This window comes from Paenibacillus sp. ov031, assembly GCF_900143165.1.
Taxonomy (GTDB): Bacteria; Bacillota; Bacilli; order Paenibacillales; family Paenibacillaceae; genus Paenibacillus; species Paenibacillus marchantiae.
Window position 1 is genome coordinate 571,688 of the sequence record NZ_FRDO01000004.1, and the last position, 15,344, is coordinate 587,031.

The following is a 15,344-nucleotide window of genomic DNA, read 5'->3' on the forward strand; positions in this document are numbered from 1 at the left end:
TTCTCTCCCTTGTCAATGTGGTTGTCTATTACAAGCCTTACATTAAAGAACGAAGATGAGACATATATGATATCAGCAGCGACTAGCGCTCAACATGAGCTACATTGTTCAGCTTGGCCTCGACCTGCTCCCACGTCGGGAGCGCCTCCCAATCGCCAACAGCCTGTATTACCATGGAACCGGTCAAATTCCCGAGACGGGTCGCCTCCTGCGGAGAATATCCTTTAATAAGGCCGGACAAAAAGCCCGCACAGAATCCATCTCCTGCCCCAACCGTATCCAGGACATGATCTGCCTTGAAGTACGGAACTTCCGTTAGGGTACCATTCACCAATACGTAGGTCAAATCAGGGCCGCCCTTCACGATACAGACTGCATTCATAGCGGACAAACGCTCAAGGACTTTTTGATCATCTTCTTCGTTATACAGAAGTTTCATCTCGTCCAGACCCGGCAAGAAATAATCCGCTTGCTCAGCCAGACGAAGCAGAACAGGACGCGCTTCTTCAGCTGACCACAGTTTAAGACGCAGATTCGGATCAAAACTCACTTTCACACCAGCCTGCTTAGCTATATGTATAGCAGCTTCAACAGTAGCAAGTCCCGACGCGCTTATTGCTGCGGTGATGCCTGTAACGTGAAGGATTTGCGCACCCGCAATATAATCCGTGTCCAGGTCTTCAGGAGTAATCGCACTTGCAGCGGATAGCTTCCTATAATAGTGCACCGAAGCTTTCCCGGAAGCGTTCTCACGAATCATCAAACCAGTGGGCTCTTTGTCGCTCATCCTTGCTCTGGATACATCTACACCTTCACCACGAATTGCCTTCAAGATCATGTTACCGATCGGATCATTACCCAGGCGGCCAAACCAGCCGCTGGTATGCCCAAGCCGGGATACACCAATAGCCAGATTACTCTCTGCGCCGCCAAATGATTTGTCTAATGTCGCTGCATATTCGAGACCTCTTGTATCCTTTGCTGTCAGCAAACCCATGCTTTCGCCAAACGTAACAATTTCAGGGCTAGGGCGGGTATTCGTCGACATGAATTCTCCCCTCCTTATATGTACAATTTCTCATCTTCTTTCCCCATTGTCAGCCTCTATGCAACCGTTGTCAATCCCGGAGCGTTCATTTTGTTGTCACAGCTTTGAGAAAGGATAGCGCTTACTCTTGTGAAATATATCACAATTAATGTTACACATCCATATTACCCTTATTACAGAAGCAGATTGCAATCGCCAAGGGTTATCAGGGGGGCTACAACATGAACAAACCGACCATCATTCACAAAGATCAGGATTCCTTTTTTTACAACTTGCGCTTCATGCTCATTGTCTGTGTACTAGCAGGCAATGCTCTCGAACCAATCATTACGCGTTTTGCAGGAGCAGAGGCTCTGTTTCTGTGGATATATACGTTTCACATGCCGCTGTTTGTATGGGTAACCGGCTACTTCGCCAGACATTCACTCAAAGGTACATCTGGCCGTAACGTGCTTAAGCAGATTGCATTACAATACCTTCTGTTTCAGTCTCTGTATGCAGTAATGGATTTCACCGTATTCCACACACCGCATATGCGTTTGTCTTTCTTTTCACCTTATCTATTGCTCTGGTTTCTGGCAAGTCATTTCTGCTGGCGGCTGTTGCTTCGTCTTACACTCTCCTGGAAGCCGATCTATAGATTACTGGGTGCCGTGATGCTGGGAGTATGTGCCGGATATTTACCCATTGATGGTTTCTGGCTGAGCCTCAGCCGAACGTTTGTGTTCCTTCCTTTCTTTGTTATCGGGTATGACTACGGAGCGTCCATCCGCTCCCATTTGCGATCCGGCTGGGGCCGAAGAATTGCAGCTACGTTATCTGCTGCTCTTCTTGGTTGGATTGGACTCGGAGGGTTCAACATTTCACCAGGCTGGTTACTGGGAAGCATGACTTACGCAGAGCTTGGACATCATGAGTGGTTTGCAGGAATTTACCGCCTCGGAATCTATGCACTTGAAATTGGATCAGGAGCATTATTTCTCGCCTGGGTCCCTTCATTAACATCCAGATTGACTGAATTGGGACGACGCACTCTGTATGTGTTCCTTTTACATGGATTTCTCGTTCGCTTGGCGGTCTGGTCCGGGGTTTACAACTATATGGAGACCAGCTTGTACATTCCGGTGATTGTCTCCATTGCGTTACTGTTCGCTATAACGCTGGCCCACCCAGCCGTCCGTCATGCCTTTCGGCCTCTCATTGAGCCCGATATTTCCCGCGTTCACTTCAACCATCAGGGGGTATTAAAACGTTCAGCATCTTGGTTTAGATAAACTGAAATCTTGCTCCTTTCCATTCAAATCGACTTGTTTCAGGCTGGAAATGTTGTGGTAAGTAGGAATACGCGCTACAACAATCTACTTATGATATAAGGAGTGATTTGTAATGGCACGTCCACAGTCGTCTGAACACAAAATGAGTCGCGAGGAAGCGGGTAGATTAGGTGGCAAGGCCACATCCAAAAAGCATGATCGGAGCTTCTACCAAATGATAGGTAAAAAAGGTGGAGAAGCGACTTCAGATGCGCATGATTCTCAGTTCTATAAGGAAATTGGACGCAAGGGTGGAGAAGCAACTTCCGAAACTCATAATAAAGAATTCTATCGGGAGATTGGCCGCAAAGGCGGGAGCAGTTAGCCTATCCCCATAGGTAGCGGTGAAAGATCACCTGATGCAGTGCATCAAATCAAGAAAGCTTCATTCCACTAATGGATTGAAGCTTCTTTCTATTGAATTGTAGAATTATGACGACGGTTGTGATAGACTCTATAGAAAAACCGGGTTGTTCACGGGTTTAAAGCAGCAAAGAACTTCACAAACTACGGGAAGCTCGAAACCAGTATCACTGGTCAATTTTTTTAGAGTACGGATGAAATTAAACGACAGATGCACTGCCATTTATATTTCCATTCATGTTGCTCAATATTATAAATTTGGGGGGAAATACACCATGTCAGCCAAGAAGATGCGTTCCGATATGATCAAAAAAGGTTTTGACCGTGCACCGCACCGCAGTTTGCTCCGCGCAGCGGGCGTTAAAGAAGAGGACTTTGGCAAACCATTTATTGCCGTTTGTAACTCTTACATCGATATCGTGCCCGGCCATGTCCACCTGCAGGAATTCGGTAAAATTGTAAAGGAAGCTATTCGTGAAGCCGGTGGCGTTCCATTCGAATTCAACACCATCGGAGTTGACGACGGAATCGCCATGGGACACATTGGTATGCGTTACTCGCTGCCAAGCCGTGACATTATTGCGGATTCCGTGGAAACCGTTGTATCTGCACACTGGTTCGACGGCATGGTATGTATCCCGAACTGTGACAAAATCACACCAGGTATGATGATGGGCGCACTCCGCTGTAATATCCCTACCGTGTTTGTCAGCGGCGGTCCAATGAAGGCAGGTCGTGACAGCAATGGTAAAGCTCTGTCCTTGACCTCCGTTTTTGAAGGCGTAGGTGCTTATCAAGCTGGTAAAATCGATGATAAGAGCTTGCTTGAACTTGAACAGTTCGGCTGTCCAACATGTGGATCATGCTCCGGTATGTTCACTGCGAACTCCATGAACTGTCTGGCTGAAGCGATGGGACTGGCTATGCCAGGTAACGGAACCATCCTGGCTGTTGCTCCTGAGCGTCGTGAGTTTGTTAAACAATCCGCTAAACAACTGATGGAACTCATCAAATTGGATCTGAAACCACGCGATATCGTTACTGTAGAAGCCATCGACAATGCTTTTGCACTGGATATGGCTATGGGTGGTTCCACGAATACGGTACTTCATACATTGGCACTGGCTCATGAAGCAGGCATCGAGTATCCAATCGAGCGAATCAATGAAGTTGCTAACCGCGTTCCTCACTTGGCCAAATTGGCACCTGCTTCCGATCTTCACATCGAAGACGTTCACAATGCGGGTGGCGTAAGTGCAGTTCTGAACGAATTGCTCAAGAAACCAGGTGCAATTCATGGCGACTGTATCACGGTAACAGGTAAAACGATCCGTGAGAACGTTGAAGGTCAGGAAATCCAAGATACCAATGTCATCCACCACCTGGATAACCCGCATTCCGAAAAAGGCGGCTTGGCTGTATTGTTTGGTAACCTTGCACCACAAGGCGCCATCATCAAGGTTGGTGCTGTTGACGCTTCGGTTGGTGGATATCACAAAGGTCCTGCTATTTGCTTCGATTCCCAGGAACAAGCGCTCGAAGGCATTGCAAACGGCAAGGTAAAAGAAGGACATGTTGTCGTTATCCGTTATGAAGGACCAAAAGGCGGACCAGGTATGCCTGAGATGCTCGCTCCTACTTCCCAAATCGTAGGTATGGGCCTTGGTGCCAAAGTAGGTCTGATCACCGACGGACGCTTCTCTGGCGCATCCCGCGGAATCAGTATCGGACATATCTCTCCAGAAGCTGCTGAAGGCGGTCCAATCGCTTTTGTTGAAGAAGGAGACATCATTGAACTTGATCTGAACAACCGCATCATCGAATTGCATATCAGTGACGAAGAATTCGAACGTCGTCGCGCAGGTTGGAAAGGCTTTGAACCGAAAGTAAAAACCGGTTACCTCGCTCGTTATTCCAAACTGGTAACGAATGCAAGCAACGGCGGCGTACTGAGTATCTAGTTCAAGTATGAGATATCCGGTGAATTTCTATATCGGAAACATAAATAAAGGGTTGCTCTTCAGCCGACTTCGGCGAAGGGCAACCCTTTTCTTTATTCATTTCGCAATCAGTTTCGTTCAGGTACAAGATCCTGTTCAGGAACCAACAATTCCTCAGAGGACTGTTCCGCCGTTGCAGCTACCAATGCGTGCTGACCATATCGATCCAGCAACACGTCAAGCGGCATGGCAATCATTTTTGGAACCAATTGTTCGGATCGCTGCTTCAGACGTTTCGTTCCTGCCGGATGAATGACGCTTAGCAGAAGTTTCAGATACACTTTGGATGCAGAACTGAACGGCCCAGGAGCCAACTCCCGAACCGTAAACCCGAATTTCTCCGGTCCCCGGTTAATCATGCTCACACCGTATAGAGCCTTGGCTGAACGAAGTTCAGGTTCAAGTGCGACCTGCCGGGCCAAATCAGGAAGTTGCTGTTCCATGGCCCGAATCATGCGAATTGCCAGATGCATACTTGAGCGTGAAGTCATACCTAGATCGAAAAGCTTTTTATTATCAAAATGAAGTTCAATAACCGGATCTCCGTTACGAATCACATGACCGTCATTCATTTCAACCAATGCTCCATGATATACGCGGGAGCGGTAATGCAGCAATGGGTCCTCCGGTGACGCTGTATGCAGATGGTATACCCAATGAAACAACTTCTCCCACCCTAGCCACAAAGCAACAACCATCCGTTTCCAAGGTGATAAATGTGTTTGTGGTTGATTTGTACTTTTAGGTTCGCTCACCGTAACGCCTCCCATCAACGTATCGATGCGTACACTGTGCAACTGCTGCCTGTTTGCCTCCTGCAATACGACTTCGAGCGCCTGGAGCATCTGCTCCGGCGCGTGTGCATCAGCGCCGAGGGTAGTCCCTCGATCATGCAGCAACATGACCTCTCCGCCCCTTAGCTCCTTCAACATTCGTTCTGTCAATTTCTCAACGCCTACACTACTTCTCCAGTCCTCAAACATGGACGACCACAGAATAATCCGACGATCTTTTTTACTGAAAAAATCAAACAGATTCATAATCCCCCACGGTGGACGATAATAACAAGTTCTTACCCCCGTAACCTCCTGAATAATCTGACCTGTTCGTTGAATCTGATCTCGAACCGTACGCGGCCGCATCAACCAATTCGTTTTGTGAATATAATTATGAATTCCGAGAAGATGACCTTCCTCATGTATACGCTGAATGAGTTCGGGATGACGGGCTGCATGCTCCCCGACTACAAAAAACGTTGCCTTTGCCCCATACTGGTGTAGTAAATCAAGCAATCTGGGTGTGTATTCCGGGTCCGGCCCATCATCAAAGGTTAAGGAAAACTCCGTCTCACTTCTCCCGCGCCTGAACACACGAAAACCGAAAAATCTGCTAACTAAACTCGGAATAAAGGCGTAAAACGATGAAATGTACAATAACCACAGTAATATGCTCTGAAGTAAATTTGTCATGCTACAAACTCCCCGCTTCTCTTGCTGAATTACCGTGCCATAATATAGCACTAACCAAAATAAACCGCCTTTAATTTTATCATAATTCAGCCTTTTCTTGAATCCTCTTTTCCCAAAAAGATAGCTATCGTGTACAATAAATGCATCCTAATTTTTACCTTAATGACCAACAAAGGAGCCCTGCCCATGCTGCCGCTTTACAAAAAATATGGGCGCACCGTCTTTGACATTGCGCTGCTCGTATTAACCGTGTACTTTATCATGTACGGATTCAGTCGATTATATCAATTGGCTGCGCCAGTTTTTCTTTCATTTATAGTGTATTGGATGATCGAACCCCTGGCAAGATTTCTGCACCGCAAAGGATTGCCCAAAACCTTGGGCGCCGCTATTTCGGTTTTGTTGTTTCTTGCTGTTATTGTTGCTGCCTTTTTTGGATTGGGATTAATTATCGTATCCCAAATTTCTAATTTGCAGGATAATTTTCCTTATTATATCGAGATGGTCCAGCGTGAATTCACCAATCTGGTTTATTTTATTCAGGACAAGTCCGATGCTTTACCTGACGGAATAACCGAGAAGGTTAGTGACTATTTTGCTACACTGACCGGATTCCTGTCCAAATGGGTGACCAGCGGTGCACAAATCGTCATCGGTTTTCTCAGTTCATTTTCTTCCTTTATTACTAATTTCGGGATTGCCATTATTCTCGCGTTCTTTCTCAGTATCGAGATTGAATCCTGGCGGAAATTTGCCCGGGCCAAAACACCAAAAACGTTGAAGCTGGCTCTTGAATTTATGCGTAATCATGTGTTCAAGACGATCCGTTCGTATTTGAAGGCCCAAATGATTATGATGCTGATTACTTTTGTATTGATTTATGCAGGCTTGTTGATTCTTGGAACTGCCAATGCCTTCACCATCGCAGCCATCTGCGCCGTTTTTGACCTTGTACCTTTGCTGGGTGTTCCAGTTATATTCATTCCGTGGATTGTGTATCTGTTCATTGTGGGGAATAGTAGCCTTGCGATTGGCTTAATTGTAGTCCTTGCTGTAACCATGCTGACACGCCAACTGCTGGAGCCCAAAATATCGGGTAATTCAATCGGAGTCTCTTCCGCATACTTGATGCTTTCTTTTATGCTGATCTCGCTCTCCGTCTTTGGTCTGGCCGGTGTGGTATTGTCTCCGGTGCTGCTGATTCTGCTCAAAGAACTACTGCAACAAGGATATCTCCAGCAATGGATTCACTTGCCGAAGGATGAATTCGAATCCTCCCCATTAGTGATGGACACACCGGGTAGCACCACCTCTGGTATGAATACTGAGCCTTCGGTGCAAGAACCTGCTCCTCCCGGTAATCATGAGGATTCAGCCAAATAGTCCATCACTTTTCTGAACATCGCCGTTGCTTGATGACGGCTGCTTGGAGCAACGTTTTGGACAAGGACAGCTACAGCATATTTGGGTTGTTCCGTAGGTCCATACCCGATAAACCATTGATGGTTACGTTTCTCTCCATGCTGCTGTACCTGTGCTGTGCCTGACTTCCCTGCCACCTGCCACCGTGCATGTTGCAGGGATTTTCCCGTTCCGTCACTGACAACCTTCTTCATCCAAGATAACAGCTGATGCGCCGTAGCTGGAGAGATCCGTCCTGCCGAAGATGGTGAATCATGCATCGGCATATCCAGCATCGTATCGCCATCGGCATATCGGATACGCTGAACAAGGCGTGGAGCACTCACCTTGCCATCATGCAAGAGCGTAACGATCAGATTAGCCGCTTGTAATGGAGTCACCAGAACGTCCCGCTGACCGATAGCCGTCTGTACCTTGGCTCCTTCATCCTGAGGAGAGACGGATGGCAGTCTCACTCTTCCTGCGTCCTCATGATCAAAATGATGCAGTACCGTCATTCCTGCGATTTGCTTTCCCTCCCAGCCAACTGGACGTGCCAATCCCAAAGCATCTGCCGTACGTTCCAACTGCTCCATACTGAGCCGACGAGCAGTTTCAGCAAATACAATATTGCAGGACTCGGCAAACCCTTGCTCCAGATTCAATGTCCCATGCCCATGCTCCTTCCAGCAGGACAGACCATATTTCCCCCACTCGCCACCACAATGGAAAGTCTCCCCTTTGGATACTGCGTGATATTCCAGCGCGGCCGCTGCTGTAACGATTTTGAATATGGAACCCGGTACAGCCCCCTGCACGGCACGATTCGACCAAGCCGTTTGTTTAGGGTCTACATGCTGCGGATTATAGAACGGTGCCGAAACCATTGCACGCACGTCTGCATTGGCTGCATCCAGCACAACGATAGCCCCTTCCTTCATTCCGGACTTCTTCACAATCTGCTCTATCCCTTGCTGCACATCGATATTGATCGTCGTCTCCGCACGCAATGGGTAGTGTGTATTTGATGGTGCAATCACACGCGGCTGTAATTCTGGAATAACCTCTCCTGAACCTGTAACCATACGTGTTAACAGGGTCGGCCCAATGCCCATCAATAAAGGTTCCATTGTTCTTTCCAACCCAGCTGCTCCAGATTTCATGGCAAAAGGCTGCTTCACCTCATTCTTATGACGCGACTGTGCGTTCGGAAATCCAGGCTGTTCAGCAAGATAACCCAACCATTGCATACCCGTAGTGGCTTGTCCATAACGTGTCATGAGAGGATATACACTTGCGCCGTCTGCCTTCAATATACGTAGTCGGGCAACCTGGGATTCGGTCAACGTAATCGGCTGGTTGGCACCTGCTGTCCAGAAATGGGGTGCGTTCCCTTGATTCCATTCCTTTTGTAACGACTTCGTATCGGTATGTAATAGAGCTGCCAATTCCTTAACTTCCGAATTTGCCATTGTAGATGGATATGAATGACTTGTTTGATCTGGATGCGGAAAAAGGACCAATCCCCATTCCAGCTTGCCTGTTAGGGGTTGCCCCTTATAATCAGTAAAATGTCCTCGTCCCGTATCCAGTACAACCCCTCGTTCTCGCTGCAATACGGACATCTCACGAACAGTACGTTGAAATCCAGGCATCGTGCGGTTGATTTGAATGCCCTGAATCCAAACCAAACGAATCATAAGCAAAGCGAATAAACCCGTAAGAAGAATACATGCAATATAAATGCGCCGTTTCAGTTGTACATGCATCTGGCCACCCCGTTCAGCGTTTTGGCATAGTATTCTACATTCAGAATGGAATTATCCGGTAACAACAAGAAAACCTGCCCCTTTAAGGGACAGGCTTCTCAATGAATCAAATAGGTTCGAATTATACTGTAAAGCGAGACAATGTATCTTTCAATTCTGTCGAAACATTCTCCAGTTTTGCTGACAAATTCACCAGTTGATTGCTGATATTTTGTTGTTCACTGCTCAAGGAGGCAACTTCCTGGGACGTTGCAGAAGATTGTTCAGCTACAGCACTGACATTACTCATCGCTTCGGATAACGTCCCTTGAGATTGATTCAAATCTCCGATTGAACCAGTGACCATGCTCAGACTCTCAACAAAAGCACCCATTTGTTGCTGTACTGAAGCAAATATTACATTGGTATCTTTAACAGCATCCATCTGTTCCTTGAATAACGGATAAGCTGCAGACAATTGATCTACCGTCTCATTCATTTCGGTCATAATCTTGTCGGTAATGTCGCCAACCATATCAATGGACTGTCTGGATTGTTCAGCCAACTGACGAACCTCATTTGCTACCACCATGAATCCGCGTCCAGCTGTACCGGCACGAGCGGCTTCAATTGTTGCATTCAAGGAGAGAATGTTCGTTTGTTTGGTAATATTCTGCATGACGTCAAGCACCTTCAGAACAGAGGATGTGCTCTCTTTCAAGGAATCCACCTTGTTTACCAACGCACCAATCATTTCTTCTGTCTTCTGTGTTTTGGTCATCAACTGGTTCAGATGCTGAGTACCTGTCTGACTGGATTTCTCTACATGACGGGCTGAATCACCCATTTGTTCATTTGCGGCGACCACACTCTCCATCTGACGGGAGATATTGTCGGTCAATTCATTTCCACGCTCCGCTTCTGTTGCCAGACTACTTGCTCCACCTGCAATTTCTTCAGTGGCTACGGCAATCTCGGAAGCGGAGACTGCTGTTTTCTTGGATGCACTGCTCAGCTCAGAAGCGGTATCGAGCACTTCTTGCGCAGAACGGTTGGTTTGTTCGACCAAATTCGTGATCTGTTCCATCATGAGATTGAATGCCGCTGATAATTGACCAATCTCATCCTTGGAGGTAAATGGTGTACGCACTTTAAGATTACCTTTTGCTCCTTCTTGCATCAGATCTTTCAATTTGCCCATTGGACGAGCAATTATGCGAACCATCCAAATACCGATCAGTATGGCAATAGCGGCAACTACGAGTGCCACCCACAATGTCAGTGTCAGAATGCCTTTGGCATCTTTCACCAGCATAGAAGTTGGGACCATTCCGATCAATTTCCAAGCGGATGAATCCATAGTACTATACACTGCCAGCATATCGGTCGAATTTCCATCCACGGTATACTCTGTATTGGTACTACCGGATTTGTCTGTTAGCTCCTTAACAAAGGTCAAATCCGTATCTTTCCCTGTACGATCAGCAATTGTTGAAGCTACAACCTTGTTGTCCGGAGCAATGAGCTGGAGGACTGCGCCTTCACCCAAGTCAAGCGATTTCAATTGCTGCTCCAGAACCTCCAATTTCAATTCAATGATTAACACATAGGACTGGGTTGTCCCTTGCAGGTTCTTCATTGAACGAGCAATTCGGAACGTTGGTGTGGCGCCGTCCTCTTTGACTTCCGTTGGAAGCCAGCGATATCCGCCTGCTTGGACCAACTCGCTGTACCAGCTCTCTTTACGGATGTCGCCCATGGAAGAACTGCTGTTGCCTGTGCCCATGGTAGACTTTGTTTCGTCTGTCGGCACAAGATAAATCGCTTCCATAGATTTATTCGTAAATGCAATATTCGATAATTGTTTGTTGATCGAACTTGAATTTATAAACGTATCGTACGCCGTTAAATTCGTATCAGACATCTTCTGAAGCAATGACTGCATTTCTGGATCAAAGAAAATTTGTGTGGATGTATCTACAAACCGCTCCAAAATAATGTCCATTTTTTGCTTGGTCTGTTCAATCGTTTCCTGGTTTGATCGAGAAGCATTTTTTTCAATCGTATCCTTGGCTTTAGCGTAGGATAATAGACCTAAACCGACTACAAAAAACATAATTGCTACAAAAAAGATCAAAAACAGTTTAACACCTACCGATTTAATCGGATTGACCTTCTTCATTTGCTCTAACGCTGTTCCCCCAACATTTTTCCAGTTTTGCTTCTTCAACTGGTTTTTGGTCTTGTTCCACCCTGACCTCAGATTACCTGAGTCTAATTTAAAAGCCTTTCTGCTTGAAGTATCCCCTGTCTTACTTTTCATTACTTTTTCTTTCTTTACTTTCTGAACCTTCTCGGGCTTAACCTTCTCGGGTATTTTCAACTCTTCCCCACTGTCCTTCTGCTTCTTTTGAACCAATCCCATTCACCTGCCAGTAATTTACTTGTTGGATTTTTCTTTCTCTCCCCTATAAATATGTAGTATTCGACAGCTTTCTCCTTTCCCCTTTCGTTTTTTCGAAATTTATTACAACTTTTTTCCTATTTTTCTATAAAAAAAAGACCCCCATATACCGATATACGGAGGTCAAATTTGTAAATTTTATAACACTATATTGTTAAAACATAATATTATTTTGTTAAAAACTAGGCATTTGAACCTACTTCTTTTTTCTCATCATATCAAAGTAGGAAACAGGTTGATCCACCTTCATTTTTACACGCTGTAACGGGTGACGAGCTGCATTGAGCACATTGCCTTCTTCATCCTGCAGTTCCCCAACCACCTGTTTGAAAAAGTGGCCTCCCGGACCGAAAAATTCGATTTCCTGTCCAGGTTTGAAATGATTGCGCTGTTGAATGGTCGCCATTCCTGTAGCAGCATCATAGTCCATCACCAATCCAGCAAAGTCAAAAGGTACCGCTTTTTCTTCCGGTTCATAGATGTGGTCCTCATGATCCGGTGTATCATAGAAAAATCCGGTATTCAGTGGACGATTCGCTGCCTTGTTCATTTCCTCTACCCACTCAGGCTTCAATACATAGTTATCCGGGTCAGCCATATAAGAATCAATAGCTTGACGATATACGTTAACCACGGTAGCCACATAGTGAATCGACTTCATGCGTCCTTCGATTTTGAAACTATCCACACCAACATCAATCAGCTCAGGAATATGCCCAATCATGCACAGATCCTTCGAACCCATGGAAAAAGAATTGTCCTGCTCCTGAAATAGGGGTAGCTGGTTCTCTCCCAATTTGAATGGTGCAGGTGCCTGCAGTTGCATTTCTTCTTCGCTGACCCACACGGTATCTTCCCGGGCATCTTCAAAGAGATCATACTTCCAGCGGCAGGATTGGCAGCAGCCACCCCGGTTGGAGTCCCGATCCGTAAAATGGTTGGACAACACACAACGTCCGGAATATGACGAGCACATCGCTCCATGAATAAAGGCTTCGATCTCGATATCCACATTGGCCTTGATTTCTTCAATTTCTTCAAAGCTTGTCTCACGTCCGAGAACGACGCGTGGAAGGCCTTCATCCTTCCAGAACTTCACAGCTTGCCAGTTCAGAGTTGATTGTTGTGTACTCAAATGCACTTCCAGACCCGGTACGGCACGCTGAGCCACTTCAATAATTGCTGGATCTGCTACGATAATAGCTGCAATTCCTGCATCATACAAGTGTTGCAAATATGCTTGAATGCCTTCGATATCTTCATTATGCGCATAAATATTGGTTGCCACGAAAACTTTAGCTCCATATTTTTTGGCAAATTCCACACCTTCACGCATCTCTTCAAAGCTAAAGTTATCCGCGTTGGAACGCAATCCGTATGCCTGTCCACCGATATACACAGCATCCGCACCATAATGGATTGCAAATTTAAGTTTTTCCAGATTGCCCGCCGGAGCAAGCAGCTCCGGTTTGTCCAGACGGTTACGTTTACCCGAGAACTTCCGCTGTACCGCCACTGTTTCCATGTTGTTCACCTCGTCTATTAATACACCTGTTCTTTATAGAAAAATCCAAACGACAATTCCCGTTCAGGGTCCTGCAACTGACGAACCTCGTCCAGCCATTCTTCACAAAATGCATAAGCATCGGCATCAGCTGCATAACTGTCCAGAGCTATACGGTATGCACGTACAACAGCTTCGTTATACACAATCGATTTTAACATGCCTTCGATTTTGAAGCTGTGTACCCCGGCCTCCATCAACAGATGAAGATCTTCGAGAATACAAATATCCTCCGAACTCATGATATGAGTTCCGTTCAGGTCTTCATAGATCGGGAACTTCTCATCCCGGCGTTCAGCCTCGATCAGAAATAAACCACGCTCTTTACCCAAATACCCCTCTACAGGACGCCCCTGATGGGACATATAACTTTGCACCAGACTCCGTTTGGAATGATAAATGTTCGTCATGCCATGTACCTGAACCTGAGCTTCCACCTTCAGAAATGGAACCATCTCTGTCAGCTCATCCATATTCAGCTCCCGAGCAAGTACGACACGACTCGCTCCTTTGGCCCCCCAGTAGTTGGCTGTTGCATAGTTGGTCGATGTCATCTCAGCGTTCCAGTGCAGCTGGATATGCGGAGCATGCTCCTTAATAGCGGCGAGCACAGATGGATCGTTGAACTCCACCCCATGAACACCGATTTTACCCAGACCTTGAACGTATTCAGGTAATTCCTTTAGCAACTCGTTGGACATCAGATTGTTCATAGACACGTATACACGAGCCTGATGTTTCGCAGCAACGGCAACGACCTCTGCTGTTTCTTCCACACTGAAGCTGCCGGGAAGACGCATGCCGAAGCGATCATCCCCAATTAACAAAGCATCTGCTCCTGCTTGGAGCAGCACCTCTGCCTCTTTCACATTTGCCGCCGTAACGAGCAGTTCATGTTTCGTACTCATATACATCCCCTCCGCTTATTGCGCAGCCTTACTTTTGGCTATATTTTGCTGATGTTCCTTATACGTTTTGGCAAACAGATGTCCAGACGAGCCATCCTTTTTCGTCACATAGAACAGATACTCCGAAGCTTCCGGATTTAGCGCTGCCTCAATGGACGGAAGACTTGGACTGGCAATTGGACCTGGTGGCAAGCCTTTATTCAGATACGTATTATAGGGACTTTGCACCTTTAGATCCTTGAAAAACAACCGCTCCTTCGGCTTGTCGAGCAGATATTGCACGGTAGCATCAATCTCTAGCTTCATATCCTGATTAATCCGATTGTAGATTACACCTGCAACCAGAGCACGTTCCTCATCCACTACAACTTCTTTCTCTACCAGTGACGCAATGGTCAGCAGTTCATGCAGGGAAAGGTTCTTCTCTTGGAGCTTGGCTTCCAAATCAGGAATGGAATTAATCTTGGTCTGAAATTCTTCCAGCATCCGTTGCATCACATCATGCGTGGAACTTCCCTTTTTCAGCTCATACGTTTCCGGGAACAGATACCCTTCCAATACGTAGCGAAGTTCTTCATCCACTGGAATATTTTTGACGATATCTACATCAAAGGCCGAAGGATCATTAGCCAGCTTGATGAATTCATCTCGATCTACGACATGCTCATAAGAAAGCTTACCCGCCATTTGCAGAACGGTATAACCCTCCGGAATCGTAAATTTCACCATTTCCTCTGGTACAACTTCGCCACTACTCAACTTGCTAACAATCTCATCATATGTCACGCCAGGATTCATAGAATATGTACCCGCCATGAAATTAGAACCTAGTTTTTTCCACTTTAAATACCCTTTAAATGTTAACCCGCTTCGAATGAGGCCTTCCTCTTGAAGCTGATCCGCGATTTTCGAAGTTCCCGATCCGCTCTTAATCTCGAATACGACCGGTTCTGTAGAAGCTTCCACGGGACGCATCATACTCCATACGTAACCGCCTGCGCCTCCGGCAAGAACTACAATGATAAGCAGTATGACTACTATTGCTTTCCCTTTCAAAAAAGAAACA

General features: G+C 46.2%; 11 protein-coding genes. 4 read left to right on the forward strand and 7 right to left on the reverse strand.

Features of this window, described 5'->3' with window-relative positions; all coding sequences use genetic code 11:
* Nucleotides 1–82: 82 nt before the first annotated feature.
* Nucleotides 83–1,048: a sugar kinase gene (locus BUA17_RS20065; RefSeq protein WP_063566859.1), complete on the reverse strand. Its 966-nt coding sequence runs from the start codon at nucleotides 1,046–1,048 to the stop codon at nucleotides 83–85.
* Nucleotides 1,049–1,269: 221 nt separating this feature from the next.
* Here BUA17_RS20065 and BUA17_RS20070 point away from each other — a divergent pair, with 221 nt between their 5' ends.
* From BUA17_RS20070 to ilvD, 3 genes are all read left to right on the forward strand, one after another.
* Nucleotides 1,270–2,322 (forward strand): acyltransferase family protein, encoded by a 1,053-nt coding sequence (locus tag BUA17_RS20070; protein ID WP_072734751.1) that lies wholly within the window; start codon nucleotides 1,270–1,272, stop codon nucleotides 2,320–2,322.
* Between the two features lie 112 nt (nucleotides 2,323–2,434).
* The gene (locus tag BUA17_RS20075) at nucleotides 2,435–2,686 is read left to right on the forward strand and encodes a KGG domain-containing protein (RefSeq protein WP_072734752.1); all 252 of its coding nucleotides are present in this window, start codon (nucleotides 2,435–2,437) and stop codon (nucleotides 2,684–2,686) included.
* 313 nt (nucleotides 2,687–2,999) lie between these two features.
* Entirely contained in the window at nucleotides 3,000–4,685 is a 1,686-nt protein-coding gene (ilvD, locus tag BUA17_RS20080) for a dihydroxy-acid dehydratase (RefSeq protein ID WP_063566857.1), read from the forward strand.
* 107 nt (nucleotides 4,686–4,792) lie between these two features.
* On the opposite strand, the gene BUA17_RS20085 is transcribed toward ilvD, so the two are convergent.
* On the reverse strand, nucleotides 4,793–6,193 hold the full coding sequence (locus tag BUA17_RS20085; protein WP_072734753.1) for a polysaccharide deacetylase family protein: 1,401 nt from the start codon (nucleotides 6,191–6,193) through the stop codon (nucleotides 4,793–4,795).
* A 186-nt stretch (nucleotides 6,194–6,379) separates the two neighbouring features.
* Between BUA17_RS20085 and BUA17_RS20090 the strand changes: the two genes are divergently transcribed.
* Nucleotides 6,380–7,576 (forward strand): AI-2E family transporter, encoded by a 1,197-nt coding sequence (locus BUA17_RS20090; RefSeq protein ID WP_063566855.1) that lies wholly within the window; start codon nucleotides 6,380–6,382, stop codon nucleotides 7,574–7,576.
* Here the strand turns inward: BUA17_RS20090 and BUA17_RS20095 are convergent.
* The 5 genes from BUA17_RS20095 to mltG form a co-directional block, all read right to left on the reverse strand.
* Nucleotides 7,555–9,363: a peptidoglycan D,D-transpeptidase FtsI family protein gene (locus BUA17_RS20095; RefSeq protein ID WP_072734754.1), complete on the reverse strand. Its 1,809-nt coding sequence runs from the start codon at nucleotides 9,361–9,363 to the stop codon at nucleotides 7,555–7,557. The two genes, BUA17_RS20090 and BUA17_RS20095, sit on opposite strands and share 22 nt — an antisense overlap.
* Nucleotides 9,364–9,484: 121 nt before the next feature.
* Nucleotides 9,485–11,767, reverse strand: coding sequence for a methyl-accepting chemotaxis protein (locus BUA17_RS20100; RefSeq protein WP_063566853.1), 2,283 nt, complete (start codon nucleotides 11,765–11,767; stop codon nucleotides 9,485–9,487).
* A gap of 235 nt (nucleotides 11,768–12,002) precedes the next feature.
* The gene (locus BUA17_RS20105) at nucleotides 12,003–13,331 is read right to left on the reverse strand and encodes a peptidase U32 family protein (RefSeq protein WP_072734755.1); all 1,329 of its coding nucleotides are present in this window, start codon (nucleotides 13,329–13,331) and stop codon (nucleotides 12,003–12,005) included.
* Nucleotides 13,332–13,348: 17 nt separating this feature from the next.
* Nucleotides 13,349–14,278 carry a peptidase U32 family protein gene (locus BUA17_RS20110; protein ID WP_072734756.1) on the reverse strand — a complete coding sequence of 310 codons (930 nt, stop codon included), beginning with the start codon at nucleotides 14,276–14,278 and terminating at the stop codon, nucleotides 13,349–13,351.
* A 15-nt stretch (nucleotides 14,279–14,293) separates the two neighbouring features.
* Nucleotides 14,294–15,334: an endolytic transglycosylase MltG gene (gene mltG, locus BUA17_RS20115; protein ID WP_244552193.1), complete on the reverse strand. Its 1,041-nt coding sequence runs from the start codon at nucleotides 15,332–15,334 to the stop codon at nucleotides 14,294–14,296.
* Between the last annotated feature and the right edge of the window lie 10 nt (nucleotides 15,335–15,344).

Excerpts from the sequence above, each read along its gene's own strand:
- BUA17_RS20100 (WP_063566853.1), bottom strand. The coding sequence starts at position 11,767 with ATGGGATTGGTTCAAAAGAAGCAGAAGGACAGTGGGGAAGAGTTGAAA.
- BUA17_RS20085 (WP_072734753.1), bottom strand. The coding sequence starts at position 6,193 with ATGACAAATTTACTTCAGAGCATATTACTGTGGTTATTGTACATTTCA.
- BUA17_RS20090 (WP_063566855.1), top strand. The coding sequence starts at position 6,380 with ATGCTGCCGCTTTACAAAAAATATGGGCGCACCGTCTTTGACATTGCG.
- BUA17_RS20070 (WP_072734751.1), top strand. The coding sequence starts at position 1,270 with ATGAACAAACCGACCATCATTCACAAAGATCAGGATTCCTTTTTTTAC.
- ilvD (WP_063566857.1), top strand. The coding sequence starts at position 3,000 with ATGTCAGCCAAGAAGATGCGTTCCGATATGATCAAAAAAGGTTTTGAC.
- BUA17_RS20110 (WP_072734756.1), bottom strand. The coding sequence starts at position 14,278 with ATGAGTACGAAACATGAACTGCTCGTTACGGCGGCAAATGTGAAAGAG.
- BUA17_RS20075 (WP_072734752.1), top strand. The coding sequence starts at position 2,435 with ATGGCACGTCCACAGTCGTCTGAACACAAAATGAGTCGCGAGGAAGCG.
- BUA17_RS20095 (WP_072734754.1), bottom strand. The coding sequence starts at position 9,363 with ATGCATGTACAACTGAAACGGCGCATTTATATTGCATGTATTCTTCTT.
- BUA17_RS20105 (WP_072734755.1), bottom strand. The coding sequence starts at position 13,331 with ATGGAAACAGTGGCGGTACAGCGGAAGTTCTCGGGTAAACGTAACCGT.
- BUA17_RS20065 (WP_063566859.1), bottom strand. The coding sequence starts at position 1,048 with ATGTCGACGAATACCCGCCCTAGCCCTGAAATTGTTACGTTTGGCGAA.